At 67.0% G+C, this 15,181-nt stretch carries 14 protein-coding genes; 11 read left to right on the top strand and 3 right to left on the bottom strand.

The window, feature by feature from the left end:
• Nucleotides 1-976 (top strand): RHS repeat domain-containing protein (locus tag MJ797_RS11470; protein ID WP_239334311.1); only part of this gene is annotated, 976 nt, incomplete at its 5' end.
• A 1,225-nt stretch (nt 977-2,201) separates the two neighbouring features.
• Entirely contained in the window at nt 2,202-3,308 is a 1,107-nt protein-coding gene (locus tag MJ797_RS11465) for a cation diffusion facilitator family transporter (protein ID WP_239334310.1), read from the top strand.
• A gap of 88 nt (nt 3,309-3,396) precedes the next feature.
• On the opposite strand, the gene MJ797_RS11460 is transcribed toward MJ797_RS11465, so the two are convergent.
• Nucleotides 3,397-3,591 carry a hypothetical protein gene (locus MJ797_RS11460; protein ID WP_239334316.1) on the bottom strand — a complete coding sequence of 65 codons (195 nt, stop codon included), beginning with the start codon at nt 3,589-3,591 and terminating at the stop codon, nt 3,397-3,399.
• Nucleotides 3,592-3,658: 67 nt separating this feature from the next.
• Nucleotides 3,659-3,922 carry a hypothetical protein gene (locus tag MJ797_RS11455; RefSeq protein ID WP_239334309.1) on the bottom strand — a complete coding sequence of 88 codons (264 nt, stop codon included), beginning with the start codon at nt 3,920-3,922 and terminating at the stop codon, nt 3,659-3,661.
• Between the two features lie 135 nt (nt 3,923-4,057).
• Between MJ797_RS11455 and MJ797_RS11450 the strand changes: the two genes are divergently transcribed.
• Together MJ797_RS11450 and MJ797_RS11445 are read left to right on the top strand one after the other, a co-directional pair.
• Nucleotides 4,058-4,465, top strand: a complete 408-nt coding sequence (locus tag MJ797_RS11450; protein ID WP_239334308.1) for a YciI family protein — start codon at nt 4,058-4,060, stop codon at nt 4,463-4,465.
• Nucleotides 4,466-4,473: 8 nt separating this feature from the next.
• On the top strand, nt 4,474-5,643 hold the full coding sequence (locus tag MJ797_RS11445; RefSeq protein WP_239334315.1) for an RNA polymerase sigma factor: 1,170 nt from the start codon (nt 4,474-4,476) through the stop codon (nt 5,641-5,643).
• A 65-nt stretch (nt 5,644-5,708) separates the two neighbouring features.
• Here the strand turns inward: MJ797_RS11445 and MJ797_RS11440 are convergent, their stop codons facing one another.
• Nucleotides 5,709-6,350: a response regulator transcription factor gene (locus MJ797_RS11440; protein WP_239334307.1), complete on the bottom strand. Its 642-nt coding sequence runs from the start codon at nt 6,348-6,350 to the stop codon at nt 5,709-5,711.
• A gap of 403 nt (nt 6,351-6,753) precedes the next feature.
• On the opposite strand from MJ797_RS11440, the gene MJ797_RS11435 reads away from it, so the two are divergent.
• The 7 genes from MJ797_RS11435 to MJ797_RS11405 all read left to right on the top strand — a co-directional run bounded on the left by MJ797_RS11435 (nt 6,754) and on the right by MJ797_RS11405 (nt 15,162).
• A complete protein-coding gene (locus MJ797_RS11435) occupies nt 6,754-7,116 on the top strand; it encodes a hypothetical protein (RefSeq protein WP_239334306.1) in 363 nt (120 codons plus the stop codon).
• 114 nt (nt 7,117-7,230) lie between these two features.
• On the top strand, nt 7,231-9,705 hold the full coding sequence (locus MJ797_RS11430; protein WP_239334305.1) for an ATP-binding cassette domain-containing protein: 2,475 nt from the start codon (nt 7,231-7,233) through the stop codon (nt 9,703-9,705).
• Between the two features lie 3 nt (nt 9,706-9,708).
• The gene (locus MJ797_RS11425) at nt 9,709-10,653 is read left to right on the top strand and encodes a UbiA family prenyltransferase (protein ID WP_239334304.1); all 945 of its coding nucleotides are present in this window, start codon (nt 9,709-9,711) and stop codon (nt 10,651-10,653) included.
• 481 nt (nt 10,654-11,134) lie between these two features.
• On the top strand, nt 11,135-12,190 hold the full coding sequence (locus MJ797_RS11420; protein ID WP_374582000.1) for a type III polyketide synthase: 1,056 nt from the start codon (nt 11,135-11,137) through the stop codon (nt 12,188-12,190).
• Between the two features lie 162 nt (nt 12,191-12,352).
• The gene (locus tag MJ797_RS11415) at nt 12,353-13,930 is read left to right on the top strand and encodes an ATP-binding protein (protein WP_239334302.1); all 1,578 of its coding nucleotides are present in this window, start codon (nt 12,353-12,355) and stop codon (nt 13,928-13,930) included.
• 174 nt (nt 13,931-14,104) lie between these two features.
• Nucleotides 14,105-14,623 (top strand): excisionase family DNA-binding protein, encoded by a 519-nt coding sequence (locus MJ797_RS11410; RefSeq protein ID WP_239334301.1) that lies wholly within the window; start codon nt 14,105-14,107, stop codon nt 14,621-14,623.
• Nucleotides 14,620-15,162 (top strand): DUF6036 family nucleotidyltransferase, encoded by a 543-nt coding sequence (locus tag MJ797_RS11405; protein ID WP_239334300.1) that lies wholly within the window; start codon nt 14,620-14,622, stop codon nt 15,160-15,162. The genes MJ797_RS11410 and MJ797_RS11405 overlap by 4 nt, the downstream gene beginning before the upstream one ends.
• The last annotated feature ends 19 nt before the right edge of the window (nt 15,163-15,181 follow it).

The raw sequence follows: 15,181 nt of genomic DNA, 5'->3' as shown, positions 1-15,181 counted from the left end.
TCCGGCCCGGCGGGTCACCGCCGTCCATGGCCCCGGCTGGTCTGAGCGGTATGCCTACGACCCGGCGGGGAACATCACCGATGCGTCCTGGCCGGTGCCCGCGCAGCGCGACGGGCACCACGGGCCGGACGCTGCCGCGCAGGGTGGCCGGGAGTACGCCGGCACGTTGATCCGCCGCGCCGGCAGTATCCGTTACGAGCACGATGGCCAGGGCCGGGTGACGCTACGCCAGCAGAAACGACTGTCGGCGGGGCCGCGGACCTGGCGGTACAGCTGGGACGCCGAGGACCGGCTGACCGGGGTGAGCACCCCGGACGGCCAGCGCTGGCGGTACGCCTATGACCCGTTCGGCCGCCGGATCACCAAACAGCGCCTCGGCGACGACAATGCAACCGTGGTCGAACAGGTTAACTTCGCCTGGGACGGCGTCGTCCTCGCCGAACAGCACCACGCCACCGCGGGCGGTCTGCCGTCTCGCGTCACGACCTGGGACTGGGAACCCGGCGGCTTCCGCCCGCTCACCCAGTCCGACCGCCGCCCGTCTCCCGATGGCTCAGGCGACCGAGCCGACGGTGGCCGGGACGGTGCCAGCCAGGCCGGGCAGGCGTGGTTCGACGCCCAGTTCCACGCCATCATCACCGATCTCGTCGGCACCCCCACCGAACTCCTCGACCCCGATGGTGACCTTGCCTGGCAGGCCCGGACCACCCTGTGGGGCGCGAGTCCACCACCGGCCGCCGGTGACCTCGACTGTCCGCTGCGTTTCCCGGGCCAGTACCACGACCCCGAAACCGGCCTGCACTACAACTACCACCGTTACTACGATCCCGAGACCGCCCGCTACGACTCCACCGACCCCCTCGGTCTCGGCCCCCGCCCCCAACCCCCACACCTACGTCCACAATCCCCTGGGCTGGTTCGACCCCCTCGGCCTCGCCCCTTACAAACTGACCTTATCCGAGCAGCGCGCCGTTAATTCACTTCAGCGGCAAATTAGCATACATCAGGCTAAGTTGCAGTCGTACAGAGCCAATCCTGATGCCTTTGACAATCAAGGCTTGCTGAGACGTGCGTCGACACCGGAAATCCGGCAACGAATCATCGACGGACGAATACGCCATCTGGAGCAGGAGATATCATCCTTTCAGAATCAGATTTCCAAAATTCTTGAGGGTGGCGCTAATGAGTGAGCAAGTATCCGTCTCGCTTGAGAAACTCAGAATCGTATTCAATCTTCTAATTGATCATCTACGACAGGAAGTCGGCCCGGAGATATCTTTCGATAAAGACTATTTTTGGTCGATTCCCAAAGAGGCTCTCTACAATATTTATTCAGAACCAACAGATTTATCCATTGGACAGCTCAGTGAATCTCTGTCCAATTTAGAGTCTATTTTGACTGATTCGTCAAAAGTCATGACTTATGGCCTTGTGTGGCTTGCTGACATTTTGAAAGCGGCCGGATTGGACGTCGTTAGATAACTACCAGCTGAAACATTCATTATCGTGCACATTATAGCGTGTCCAATTTGGTGAACCGCTTCCGGCGGGTCGGGTTGCGGTGAAAAAATTCCGAAGAAGCCGCGGGGTGGTGTTCGCAGCGAATAGCCAGGCGACGACAGCTCTCGAGTCATGCGATCCTCCGTTCGACCGGCCTTGATGGCGCCGTGGGCTGTTGATGCTGGCAGCGCAAAGTAAAGAGGCGGAATCACGGAACATTAGCCAGAGGCAAGGTACGGCAGGGGCAGGGGCAGGGGCAGGGGCAGGGGCAGACAGAAATTGACCGCATAGGCCCTCCGAACACATCGATCATGGGTAGCCAATATCGACTTTCGCTGTTATGCGGCCTTGGTGTCCCAGACCGGACCTGGGACACCACACCAGTTGCTGTCGCAGACCGTGACAACCGCCATCGCTGTCTGGACGTTCCGCGCCCCCTGCGCCGCGGAGTTCCTCACGGCCGCATTCCAAGATCTTCACCGCTTCTATCCTGGCCCCCGATGCCAACGCCGACGCCGGCACCCCGCTCCGGGCCTTCTCCTGGCAGCTACCCCCGGACCGGACTCCCATCGGCCTCGTGGCCGCTGCCGGACAGTTCCCGGATCACGACGGTGAAGGCGCTGATGCAGCGTCGGGGCAGGTGCGACGGGATGGCAGCTGCCGCCACGCCGCATTGATCGTTTTCGCCTATCGTCGCGAGGATGGACACCGGCCACGAGCATGAACCCCCCGCGCACGGCCACGGCCACGGCCACGGCGGCCACACGCACGGCGGGCACACACACGAGAACGGGCACGACCATCACACGAGAGGATGCTGGGCGCGGTTTCGCCACGAACTCTCAAAGCTGATCGGGGGGCACAGCCACGACAGCGCCGACCAGATCGATGACGCCTTGGAAGCCGACACCGCCGGGCGCCGCGCCCTGCTGATCAGCCTGGCCGGTCTCGGCCTGACCGCGACCCTGCAAGCCGTCGTCGTCGTGCTGTCCGGGTCGGTGGCGCTGCTCGGGGACACCCTGCACAACATCGCCGACGCCCTCACCGCCCTCCCGCTGCTCCTCGCCTTCACTCTCGCCCGCCGCCCGCCCACCGCCCGGTTCACCTACGGATACGGCCGTGCCGAGGACCTCGCTGGTCTCGCCGTCCTCGCGATGATCAGTCTGTCGAGTGTGCTCGCCGCCTGGGCCGCGATCGACCGCCTGCTGCACCCCCAGCACATCCACCACCTCGCCGTAGTCGCCGCCGCAGGGCTTGCCGGCTTCGTCGGCAACGAGATCGTTGCCCGCTACCGCATCCGCGTCGGCCACCGGATCGGCTCCGCCGCTCTCATCGCCGACGGCCTGCATGCCCGCGCCGACGGCTTCACCAGCCTCGCGGTCCTCCTCGGCGCTGTCGGCGTCGCCCTCGGCCGGCATTGGGCCGACCCCGTCATCGGCCTGGCCATCACCGTCGCGATCCTCGGCGTCCTACGCTCCGCAGCCCGCGTCGTCGGCGCCCGGCTCATGGACGCCGTCGACCCCGACACGGTCGCCGAAGCCACCACCACCCTCCTGCACACCGACGGCATCGAAACCGTCCGCGAACTGCGCCTGCGCTGGATCGGCCACACCCTGCGCGCCGAAGCCGACGTCACCGTCGATCCGGACCTATCGCTGACCGCCGCCCACGACGTCGCCCACGCCGCCGAAGCCCACCTGCTGCGCCACATCCGCCGCCTGTCCGCCGCGACCATCCACACCAGCCCCGCCCATCACCACGCCGGGACTGCGTCGCCAACGGTATTGCCGGCGGGTTTGATTAGTTAGTGGGACTCGGCGGACGGCCAGCGGTCACGGAAGATGATCATAAAGTGTCGATCGCGGGCTTCCCGTAGATCATCCACATCTGCCGTCCCTACTTCTTTCCCGTGGGCACCGTGGGCACCGTGGGCAGCAGCCGCTCGGCCTTGCGCCGCTCCCTCGCCCCGACCAGCTCCTTCGACGGCGGCGTCGAGGAGTTCGTGCTGTCCATCAACATCCGTCGCCGCAGCCCGGCGACCTCCAGCTCAAGCTCCGCGAGCCGGTTCCGTGCCTGGTCCCGCTCGGTCACGCCCAACCACGCCGATCAAGCAACCAGCACGACATGTTCCCTCAACACAAACCCCAAGGTCAGCGGCCTACAGCTGCCCACCCCTGAATGGACGCCCCGAGTAGGCGTCGTCCAACAGGTCAGCGCAGAAGTCGACCGCGCTCGACAACGAGCGCCCAGATCGGCTGATCGGGCTGGTCGTCACGGTCGCGGCGGCGAAGTCCACCGTTGTGCCCGCAATGTCACGGAGGCAGAGAGCGATCCTCCCGGCGAGGACGGTCGCCTTGGGTAACTCGTCGCTGAGCGCCAATGCCCGTGCCAGCGTGGCCAGCGGAGGCTGGACGTCGACCACCGGGTTGGCCGTGTCGCCCGCTCATCCGCGAGAGCCAAAAATTTTCTGGACGGTGATGTCGAGAAACCGTGGCTGGCTCCGTCCCCGCGGTGAATGTAGCCACGATGGGTCGCACCAGCACCGAGGAGGAACACGATGGCCAAGTACCTGCTGCTCAAGCACTACCGCGGCGCTCCGGCTGCGGTCAACGACGTGCCCATGGACCGGTGGACGCCGCAGGAGATCTCGGCGCACATGCAGTACATGCGCGACTTCGCGGCCCGGCTCGAGGAGACCGGCGAGTTCGTTGACGGCCAGGCGCTCGCCCCCACGGGGACGTTCGTCCGGTACGACGGCGAGGGGCGCCCACCGGTCACCGACGGCCCGTTCGCCGAGACCAAGGACCTCATCGCCGGTTGGATGGTGATCGACGTCGACAGCTACGAGCGTGCCGTCGAGCTGGCCGGTGAGCTGTCGGCCGCCCCCGGTGCGGGCGGAAAGCCGATTCACGAGTGGCTCGAGCTCCGCCCGTTCCTGACCGCGCCGCCCACCATCACGCAGTGACCGCACAGATGGACGAGGCCCTGCTCCGGGGCCTCACCCCAAGCGTGCTCGGGATCCTCGTCCGCCGCGGAGCTGATTTCGCTGCGGCTGAGGACGCCGTGCAGGACGCGCTGGTCGAGGTGATCCGCCGCTGGCCGGCCGGCCAGCCGCGGGACCCGAAGGGCTGGCTGGTCACCGTGGCCTGGCGCAAGTTCCTCGACGCGACCCGGGCGGATGCTGCCCGGCGCCGGCGCGAAGACGTTGTCGACCAGTGGCCGGTGCCCGGGTCCACGCCCGCGGTGGACGACACGCTGCTGCTGTACTTCCTGTGTGCCCACCCGTCGCTGACGCCGTCGTCCGCGGTCGCGCTCACCCTGCGCGCCGTCGGCGGGCTGACCACCCGCCAGATCGCCCATGCCTACCTGGTGCCCGAGACGACCATGGCGCAACGCATCAGCCGGGCCAAACGCACCGTCTCCGGCGTGCGGCTGGACCAGCCGGGCGACGTCGCCACCGTGCTGCGCGTCCTCTACCTGGTCTTCAACGAGGGCTACTCCGGCGATGTCGACCTCGCCGCCGAGGCCATCCGGCTCACCCGGCAGCTCGCGGCAGCGATCAACCACCCCGAGGTGACGGGACTGCTCGCCCTCATGCTGCTCCACCACGCCCGGCGCGACACCCGGACCGCGCCCGATGGCAGCCTGGTACCACTCGCTGAGCAGGACCGCAGCCGATGGGACACCACCTCGATCGCCGAGGGCGTCATGATCCTGCAGGCGGCCCTCGCCCGCGACCGGCTGGGCGAGTTCCAGGCCCAGGCTGCCATCGCGGCACTCCACGCGGACGCACCCACCGCCGAGGACACCGACTGGGCGCAGATCCTCGAGTGGTATGACGAACTTGCGCGCCTGGCCGACAGCCCAGTCGTTCGGCTCAACCGGGCGGTGGCCGTCGGCGAGGTCGACGGACCACGCGCCGGGCTGAGAGCACTCGCGGCGCTGGACGACTCCCTGCCTCGCTACGCCGCCGCCGCGGCGTACCTGCATGAACGCGACGGCGACCTGGCTGCCGCGGCACGGCTGTACGCCGAGGCTGCCCACAAGGCCCCCAACCTCGCCGAGCGCGACCACCTGACCCGCCAAGCCGCCCGGCTCAACGCGGGAGTGTCCCGGTTGTCCTTACAAGCCGTCCAGCGATGAAGTCCTGACCAAATGGTCATGGGGCATGTGGGCGTGCTCGAACAGCCGGTCGAGGGGCAGAAGAGCTACAGCAGGCCCTGACGCAGCGCGTAGGCGACGGCGTGGGAGCGGTTACGCAGGCCATACCGGCGGGTGACGTCCTGAAGAACGTTCTTGACGGTGCGTTCCGAGTAGGAGAGCTGACGGCCGATCTCCCGGGTGTCACACCCCTCACTGACCAGCCGGAGCACGTCCCGCTCCCGTTCGGAGATACCCGACAGGGTGAGACCGCGTGGCGCGAGCACCTGAGTCTGGACCTGGCGCACCTGGTTGAGCAACCCGCCGAGCAGGTCGGGCGGCAGGAAGCCCTCACCGTTCGCCGCTCCACGAATCGCGGACAGCAGCTGGCCCGGGGCGGCGGAAGCTCGCCGGATCAGCCCCGTCGCGCCCGCCTCCACCGCTGCCGTGACATCCGAGGAACCCAGATCGGTCACGATGAGCACCACCGGCCTGCCCGCCCGGTGCAGGCCGCGAATCAGCTCGATAGTCCGTTTGTCCACGGCGTCAACGCTGGCCAGCGCGACGTCGATCGTCCCGGTGCCGCCGTGGGACACGCCCGCGTCCGGATCGACGAGATCGACGTCCGGGTAGTCCGCGAGCTGCGTGGCAAGACCCGCCCGGGTGATCGGATCGTTGGCGTGAAGCAGGACGCGTATCGATCGGCTCATGGACATCCCCCGAGGTCTCCTGGGAGCCGCCGAGCGCATGACAGGAACCATGATCGCGCACCCTTTGGCCGGGCTGCTGTTCTTCTCGTGACAGGCAGGCCAAGGTGTCTCACATCGCTCTCAACGGGCGCTCATGGTGCGCAGGCGCACGCAAAGGCCTCCTCAAGCCGTACGCAAGCTGTACTCAAGACTGACTCAAGGTGCAGGTCAGACTGGGTCCTGGGTATCGGGCAGCTGCCCGTCAGGGCAGCAGTCAGCAGAAGGCATGGGCGCGGATGAGCCACTCACTGATCGAACGCCCTGTCCTCAGTCGCTCTTACAGAAAGATCCACAGCCGCCATGCGGACAAAAATTATAAGGTCATCAGCGTCCGTATATCCCAGAGGTGTCCGTTGAGGTGTCCGTGAGCACCGCCGCAGCCGGCCCCCCGGCCGCGTCAGCCAGCCCTGCTGTCCTCTCGTTACTGGATGCGGTCATCCTCGAAGCCGGGCTGAGCGAGAACCGGCTCGCCCCCGCCCGCTGCGCCGCGCCGCCACGACCCTTCGCCGCACCTGTGAAGGCCTGCTCGCGGGCAACGGATGAACAAACGGACCGGCCCGCGAGAGGCCTCACCTACCGCGCCTACCGCGACAGAGTTCGCGGGCCCTGGCGAGGCCCGCACGCCCGGCCAGCCGTGGACTTCACCGTACCGACCGGGCGGCGCGCTCCGCTGTGCCATGCTGGATACCGCGCGAATCTCGTCGAGCGGTATATACCAGCTATATAGGTTGGAACATACCAGCCGGATCAATATAAAATCATTTCATGCGGTGAACAGCTGGCCAGGACGGTGCGGACACGCCCGCGCTGGGTTGCGACGCACGGTCGAAAGGGGAACGGCGTGTCGACGCCGCTGAAAATCGTCAGCAGCACCGGGGAAGTGATCATAACAGGCGACCGGCCTTTTGTGGTGGGCCGGGGAAAGGGCTCCGACCTGGTGTTGATAGATCGCCAGGTCTCGCGCCGGCACGTGGTGATCACACGCACCGATACCGAGTGGACCGCGCAGGACGTCAGCTCCTACGGAACCTGGGTGGACGGGCAACGGGTCAAGCAGGTCGCCGTGCAGGGAGAGATACGGCTGCGGCTCGGCGCGCCCGACGGCCCTGAGCTCGCGGTTCTGCCCGTCCTGCCGGACATACCACTCCTACCGGACGTACCGCTCTCGCCGGACATACCGAGCATCACGGAACCACCGAGGTTCAATCCACGCTCGGAGATGTCGACGGTCTGGCGCAGCAGCCCCGAGTACGAACGCGACCGGCAGACGACCGCCACGGGACCCGACGGCGCGGCGAGGCTGGAACGCGAACACGGCCGGCGGAACACCTATCCGCTGCGCCGGGGGACGATGTCGATAGGACGGTCCAACGACAACGACATCGTCGTGGCGGACCTGCTGGCCTCCCGGCGCCACGCCGAGATTTTCGTCGGCCAGAGCGGGGTACACGTCGTCGATCTCGACTCCGCGAACGGAACGTTCCTCAACGGACGGAAGATCAGCCGCGAGGCGGTCGCCCAGCGTGACATCATCGCCGTCGGGCATCATCTTTTCCAGCTCGAAGGCGAGACCCTGGTCGAATACCTCGACTCCGGGGACGTCACCTTCGAGGCCGACGGCCTCAATGTCTTCGTCAAGGACATGCAGATCATGCATGACGTGAGCTTCCGGCTGCCCGGCCGGGCGCTGCTGGCCGTCATCGGCCCCAGTGGCTCGGGCAAGTCCACCCTGCTGAACGCGCTGACCGGTTTCCGGCCGGCCGACAAAGGCGCCGTCCGCTATGCCGGCCGGGACATGTACGCTGAATACGGCGAGCTACGCCGTCGAATCGGGCATGTGCCGCAGGACGACCTTCTCCACACCACGCTGACGGTCCGCAAGGCGCTGGAATACGGCGCGCGGCTGCGCTTCCCCCCGGACACCACAAAGGAGGAGCGCCGGGAACGGGTCGACGAGGTTCTCCACGAGCTGGGCCTCCAGGAACGCGCGGATGTCCCCGTGCGGAACCTGTCCGGCGGGCAGCGCAAACGCACCAGTGTGGCGCTGGAACTGCTGACCAGACCAACACTGCTGTTTCTGGACGAGCCCACCTCCGGCCTCGATCCCGGCATGGACCAGAACGTGATGGGCGCCCTGCGGACGCTGGCCGACGATGGCCGGACCATCGTGGTGGTGACCCACAGTGTCGCGCAGCTCGATATCTGCGACTACATTCTTGTCCTCGCCAAGGGCGGGCGTACCGCTTACTTCGGCCCGCCGGGAAACGCGCTCACGTTCCTCGAGAAGGACTCGTGGCCGGACGTCTTCCAGATGTTGGAAAGCGCGGTACCAACCGAGCTGGCGGACCGGTTCCGGCACTCCGAGTACTTCGTCCCGGCGTCGGTCACGGCACCGCCCGCGCGCCCGACACCAGCGGCGCTGCCGAGCGCGCGGCAGCAGTCCGTCTTCTCGCAGATAGCGACGCTGAGCCGCCGCCAGCTGAGCGTCATCGCCTCGGACCGGTCCTACCTCTGGCTGATCGCGGCATTCCCGTTCCTGCTGGGCATACTGCCCCGGGTCGGACCGGCGCCACACCGCCTGGACCCGTTACCCAACGGCATACCGAACGTCGATGCGCAGATGCTGCTCATCGTGGTCGTGCTATGCGCCTGTTTCATGGGAATGGCAAACTCAATCCGGGAGATCGTCAAGGAGAAGGCAATCTACCGGCGGGAACGCGCCATCGGCCTGTCGATCACCGCATACCTCGGGTCGAAGATCGTTGTTCTCGTCATCATAACCGCTCTGCAGAGCATTGTTTTCGCCATCATAGGAATGACCAACCGCACGCCGCGCCAGGCGGTCGTGCTCAGTTCCCCCATGTTGGAGGTCATCCTGGCGGTGGCCATGATCTCGATATCGTCCGCGATGCTCGGCCTGGCGATTTCCGCCTGGGTCGACAACGCGGACAAGACCATGCCGCTGCTGGTGATGACCACCATGTCACAGGTCGTCTTCAGCGGCGGGCTCGTCCCGCTGGAAGGCAAACTGGGCCTGCAACAGATCGGCTATCTCATGCCGGCCCGTTGGGGCTACGCGGCGATCGCGTCCTCGGCGGACCTCAACGATGTGGTGAAACTCGGCAACGTGCCCTTCTCCCGCGGCCCGGTCGATCCGCTGTGGGTGCATGCCGCGCACATCTACCTCACGGACATCGTGGCGGGCTTCGCTGTCGGCTGTCTGGCCGTGGCCGCCTGCGCGCTGTTACTGCGGCGTCTCGATCCCAAGGCGGGCACGCGCCGGGGCAAGCTGACCAGCGGAAGAAAGACTTCGTGATCCATGGGCTACCCAACCGTCCGCGGCCTCGCGCGCACCTGCCATCCAGAGCCCTCCGCCGCGGTCACGCTGATCGCCGCCGCCCTCACGGCCTCCTCCGGGCGGTCGGTGGCGGGTGTCGTCGCGGTGGCCCTCGCCGTGGGCACCGGCCAGTTGTCGATCGGATGGAGTAACGACTACTTCGACCGGGCCCGGGACTCGTCCAGCGGACGGGAGGACAAACCGGTGGCGCTCGGCGCCCTGCCAGCCCGGACGGTGGGCGTCGCCGCGGTGGTCAGCCTGCTGGCGTGCGTACCGCTGTCCCTGCTGTCCGGGTGGCGGGCGGCCACCGCGCACCTGATCGCGGTCGCCCTGGCCTGGCTGTACAACATGGGGGTGAAGGGCACGGCGGCGTCGCTGATCCCGTTCGCCATCGCCTACGCGCTCCTGCCCGCCTTCATCGTCCTCGGGCTGCCCGGCCACCCGCGGCCCGCCTGGTGGCTGCTGCTCGCCGGTGCCCTGCTGGGCTGCGGGGGGCACTTTGCCAATGTTCTGCCCGACCTCGCCGAGGACCTGCGCGCCGGTGTGCGCGGCGTGCCGCACCGGGTCGGGGCGCGCTGGTCGTTGTGGCTGGCTGTGGCGCTGCTTGCCGCCGCGTCCGTGGTAATCGCTTTCGGCCCGGGGTCATCGGTCGGCCCGGCGGCGATCGCGGGGCTCGCCGTGACCGGGGCCGCCGTCGCCGCGGTACTGGTGAGCGTGCCGGTACGGCATCCCGGACCGGTGGCCGCGAGCGTATCCGCCGAACCGGACCAGCGGAATTTTCCGGGAACAGCAGAAGAATTCGGCGAATCGGGAGAATCCGACCAAAATGATTCGCGGCCGATCGGACGCGGAGCTTTTAGGGTCGTCCTCGCGGTCGCGCTCATCGATGTGGCGTTGCTGGTGGCAGCCGGGCCCAATCTGGTCTGAACACGCCTGAATGCACCCGAACACACCTGAACACGTCAATGCGGAAACCAGCGACCAACCCGAGCCCAGCATGGTTCGCATGTCAAGCCCCGGTACGCATAATATCGGCGGCATACGGTGACTTATAACAGACATGACGAAATCGTCATCGAGTCAACGTCGTCGGCTCGCCATGCGCATTATAAGGCGGACACGCAGAGAGCGTTGATCGACATCGGCTGGCAAAGGCGGTGTCCGGACCGGTCCGTCACACCCGTCCGAAGCCACTTTCGCCAGCCCAGGCGTCCAGGTCCCGCACGCCGTCGACGGACGACCTCTACTTTGTTCTCGGTGTATGGAGGGGTAACGCCGGATGTCCAGCCAAGCACAAACAAACGCGAGTGCCATCGTCGGGCCGAAACCGTCGGCGTCCCTGCCGCGAACGGCCCGGCCACCACGGCAGCGGCAGCAGGCCGCGCCGGAAGCCACGGGCACCAACCGGATGCGCGCGGCGGTACTCACCGGGCAGGGCACGGCGTTCCCGCCGCCCATGGGCCAACAAGCGTTGTGGGACGATGTGTTCACTCGTCGTTACAACGGAAACCGGACCGCGCGAAGGATTTTCCTCGGCTGCGGCGTGAGCACCCGCCATGGCGCGGTCGATCCGCGGACGGAGGATATCAGCGCGTGGACCACCGGTGCCCGGATGCGCCGGTACGTCACCGCGGCACATCCACTGGGTCGGGAGGCGGTTGTCGGCGCGCTCACCGACGCCGGCCTGCATCCCGCTGACGTCGGCCTGTTCGTCGTGGTCTCCTGCACCGGCTACGCGACCCCGGGCCTTGACATCGCGTTGGCCACCGAGCTCGGGATGCCGGCCAGCACCCAGCGGCTCCTCATCGGCCACATGGGCTGTTACGCGGCGCTGCCCGCGCTGTCGACCGCCACCGACTACGTGCGTACGCGGGGACGGCCCGCGGTGGTCCTGTGCGTCGAGCTGCCATCGCTGCACGTACAGCCGTTCGCGCCCGGGGCTGAGAACGATGTCGAGCAGATCGTCGCGCACGCGCTGTTCGGGGACGCGGCCTGCGCCCTGGTGCTGGAACCGGATGTCTCCGGTGGGCTGGAGGTCATCGACACCGAGGCTGTCACCGACCCCTCATCGGCGTCGCTGATGACCTGGACAGTCACCGACCACGGCTTCCGGATGAGCCTGTCGGCAAAGGTGCCCGACAGGCTGGCGCTGCACGTCGAGAAGGCGACCGCGGAACTGCTCGGCCGGCACGGACTCGGCGTCGAGGACATCGCGGGATGGGCGATACACCCCGGTGGGCCACGCATCGTGAGTGTGGTCGCGGAGAAACTCGGGTTACGCGCCGACCAGACCGCCGCAACCCACGAGATCCTCGACATCCGCGGCAACTGCTCGTCGGCGACAGTTCCGCTGGTTCTCCAGCTGATCCGGCGAAAGGGGCAGCTGCGCCCCGGCGACCCCGTGGTGGCGATGGCCTTCGGCCCAGGCCTGACTCTGTGGAACGTGCTGCTGAAAGCACGGTGAACGTCTGACCCGGATGTCTGCCCCGGACGCCTGCACCACCAGGATCCGCGCCATTGCAAGATCGGCCGCCTGCCAGCCATTCCGGCATCTGGGCGGGAACACCACGCCCCGTAGGCTGTCAGGTGACAACCGTTGCCGCGTGCCGCCGGAAGGTACTGATCCATGGGACGTTGGTTCAACACAGCGGGGCCGTGCCTGCCCGCGTTCCACTACATGATCCCGGCATCGCGGCGGCTGCCGGAGGCACCCGGCCTGGTGGAGCAACTGGGTTATTTCGTAGTCCACGCGCCCCGCCAGACCGGGAAGACGACCGCATTGCGGGCGCTGGCGGAGGAGCTGACCGCCATGGGCGACTACGCGGCGCTGCACTTCTCCTGTGAGCTCGGCGAGGCCGCCGGCGACGACTACGGCGCCGCGCAGCGTGGCCTCCTTCACGAGGTAAGCCGGCGAGCCGAGGCTGCTTTGACGCCCGAGCTTCGGCCGCCGCAATGGCCGGATGCACCAGATGCCGACCTGCTGACGACAGCGCTCGCGGCGTGGGCACGTAGCTGCCCACGGCCGCTGGTGTTGTTCTTCGACGAGATCGACGCCCTGCGCGGCCAGAGCCTGATCAGCGTTTTGCGCCAGCTCCGGGCCGGTTACAACGAGCGCCCGGACGGGTTCCCGGCGTCGGTGGCGCTGTGCGGGCTGCGGGACGTACGGGACTACAAAGTCGCCTCCGGTGGCGACCCAAACCGGCTGGGTACAGCAAGTCCCTTCAATATCAAGGTCAAGTCCCTGCGGGTCGGGGACTTCTCGCCCGAGGAGGTGCGCGAGCTCTATGGGCAGCACACCACCGAGACTGGTCAGCAGTTCGCACCGGAGGCGGTGGACCGGGCGATCGAGCTGACCGCCGGGCAGCCGTGGTTGGTCAACGCGCTCGCCCGGGAGATCGTCGAGGAACTCGCGATTCCCGCCACGGAACGAATCACTCTGGATCACGTGGAAACGGCCAAGGAGCGGCTCATCCTCGAACGCGCCACCCACCTCGACTCGCTGGCCGCCCGGCTCGTCGAGCCACGGGTACGCCGGGTCGTCGAGCCAATCATGGCTGGCACGCTCGCGCAGCTCGACCCGTACGACGACGACCTGCAGTACGTACGCGACCTCGGTCTGGTCGCGTCGACCCACCCCCTGCGCATCGCCAATCCGATCTACCACGAGGTCATCGCCCGGGTGCTCGGGGCCAACGTGGAGGCGAACGTCGTCGCCGACCCACGCAACTTCGTGCTCCCGGACGGGCGGTTCGACATCGGCATGCTGCTGCGCGAGTTCGCCGAGTTCTGGCGCGAACACGGCGAGGTACTCACCGCCGGGATGGTCTACCACGAGGTCGCCCCACAACTGGTGCTCATGGGTTACCTGCAGCGCGTCGTCAACGGCGGCGGGCACGTTGAGCGGGAGTATGGGATCGGACGGGGACGCATCGACCTACTCGTCCGCTGGCCCTACCGGTCCTCAGACGGTAAGCGCCGCTGGCAGCGGGAAGCGATCGAACTCAAGGTATGGCGTAAGGGCGAGCCCGACCCACTCACCAGGGGCCTCACGCAGCTCGACGGCTACCTGAACCGACTGGGCCTCGACACCGGCGTCCTCGTGGTGTTCGACCGCCGACCCGACGCCACGGCCATCACCGACCGCATCACCTTCCAGCATGCCGTCACCCCGTCCGACCGCCCGGTCACCATCCTGCGCGCCTGACCCACCCGGCCGGTCGCACCCCACCCGGCGCGAGCCGAGCCCAAGGCGCCAGCAACCGCGCCGCCGCCACCTGCGCCCGTACCGCACCGCACCGCACCTGCGAAGACCTGGTCACCAGCGGGTAGTACTGCGGGAACAAAGATTAGTTTGCGTTTTTTGGGGATAGAAGAGATCATGGTGCTCGTGAGCATGGTGACGGCCGGACAGGCGTGGCTGACCACTGGGCAGGCCGCGATGCTGCTGGGTACGTCCCGTCAACACGTGGTTGATCTATGTCGACGCGGGATAGTGCCGTTCGAGACGGTGGGCAGCCATCGGCGACTTCGCCGTGCCGACGTCGAGGCCTTCGCCGGCGGCACGCTGACCCGTGACCAGGTACGCGGGTTGTGGTTGCACCGCGCAGTGGCGGGCCGATTGGCGCTCGACCCCGACGGGACCTTGAACAAGGCACGAGCGAACCTGGAGAAACTACAGCGGGTGCATCCGACCGGCATGGCGGCACGCTGGCTCAGCCAGTGGCAGACAGCGCTGGACGCGGGGATCGAAGCCGTCTTCGACGTGCTGGTGTCGCGGTCGCCACAGGCTGTTGAGCTTCGGCAGAACTCGCCGTTCGCCGGTGTGTTGTCCGAGCAGGAACGACAGGCGGCACTGGCCGCATTCCGTTCCTGGTGGCACCGCGAGCGCACCGCGTGAGACGCGAACAACTCGAGCACGTACTCCGGGCAGCGTCAAGCATCGCCGCTGATCCCGAGATTCTCGTCATCGGCAGTCAGTCGGTTCTCGGGGCTATTCCCGAGGACCGACTGCCAGAAGAAGCGACAGCATCGATCGAGGTCGACATCGCCTTCTTCGACGATGTCGACGAGACGAAGGCGGATCTGGTCGACGGTGCGATCGGCGAACTTTCACCCTTTCATGAAACATTCGGCTACTACGCCCAGGGCGTCAGTGTCTCGACAGCCGTACTGCCCGAAGGATGGCGTGAACGCATAATTATCGTGGAAACACCGAATACAGCACCGGGACGAGGACACTGCCTGGACCCGCATGACTGTGTGGTGTCCAAGCTGGTAGCTGGACGAGCGAAGGACTTCGCGTTCGCCGATGCCCTTGTTCACGAACGACTCGTCGATCCGGAGATTCTTCGCGACCGCATCGAGACACTCGAGACCCATCCGATGATCATACAGCGACTCCGTTCCTGGGTTACTATGCACCTTCCCGCCTCGTAGCGCAACCAATCAGCCACGC

Origin of the sequence: Protofrankia sp. CiP3 (genome assembly GCF_917627345.1) — a bacterium.
GTDB lineage: Bacteria > Actinomycetota > Actinomycetes > Frankiales > Frankiaceae > Protofrankia.
Note: the sequence above shows the minus strand (reverse complement) of the source record. Positions and strands in the feature narration are given on the sequence as shown.

Excerpts from the sequence above, each read along its gene's own strand:
- MJ797_RS11445 (WP_239334315.1), top strand. The coding sequence starts at position 4,474 with ATGGACGAGGCCCTGCTCCGGGGCCTCACCCCAAGCGTGCTCGGGATC.
- MJ797_RS11415 (WP_239334302.1), top strand. The coding sequence starts at position 12,353 with ATGGGACGTTGGTTCAACACAGCGGGGCCGTGCCTGCCCGCGTTCCAC.
- MJ797_RS11420 (WP_374582000.1), top strand. The coding sequence starts at position 11,135 with ATGCGCGCGGCGGTACTCACCGGGCAGGGCACGGCGTTCCCGCCGCCC.
- MJ797_RS11425 (WP_239334304.1), top strand. The coding sequence starts at position 9,709 with ATGGGCTACCCAACCGTCCGCGGCCTCGCGCGCACCTGCCATCCAGAG.
- MJ797_RS11440 (WP_239334307.1), bottom strand. The coding sequence starts at position 6,350 with ATGAGCCGATCGATACGCGTCCTGCTTCACGCCAACGATCCGATCACC.
- MJ797_RS11465 (WP_239334310.1), top strand. The coding sequence starts at position 2,202 with ATGGACACCGGCCACGAGCATGAACCCCCCGCGCACGGCCACGGCCAC.
- MJ797_RS11410 (WP_239334301.1), top strand. The coding sequence starts at position 14,105 with ATGGTGCTCGTGAGCATGGTGACGGCCGGACAGGCGTGGCTGACCACT.
- MJ797_RS11450 (WP_239334308.1), top strand. The coding sequence starts at position 4,058 with ATGGCCAAGTACCTGCTGCTCAAGCACTACCGCGGCGCTCCGGCTGCG.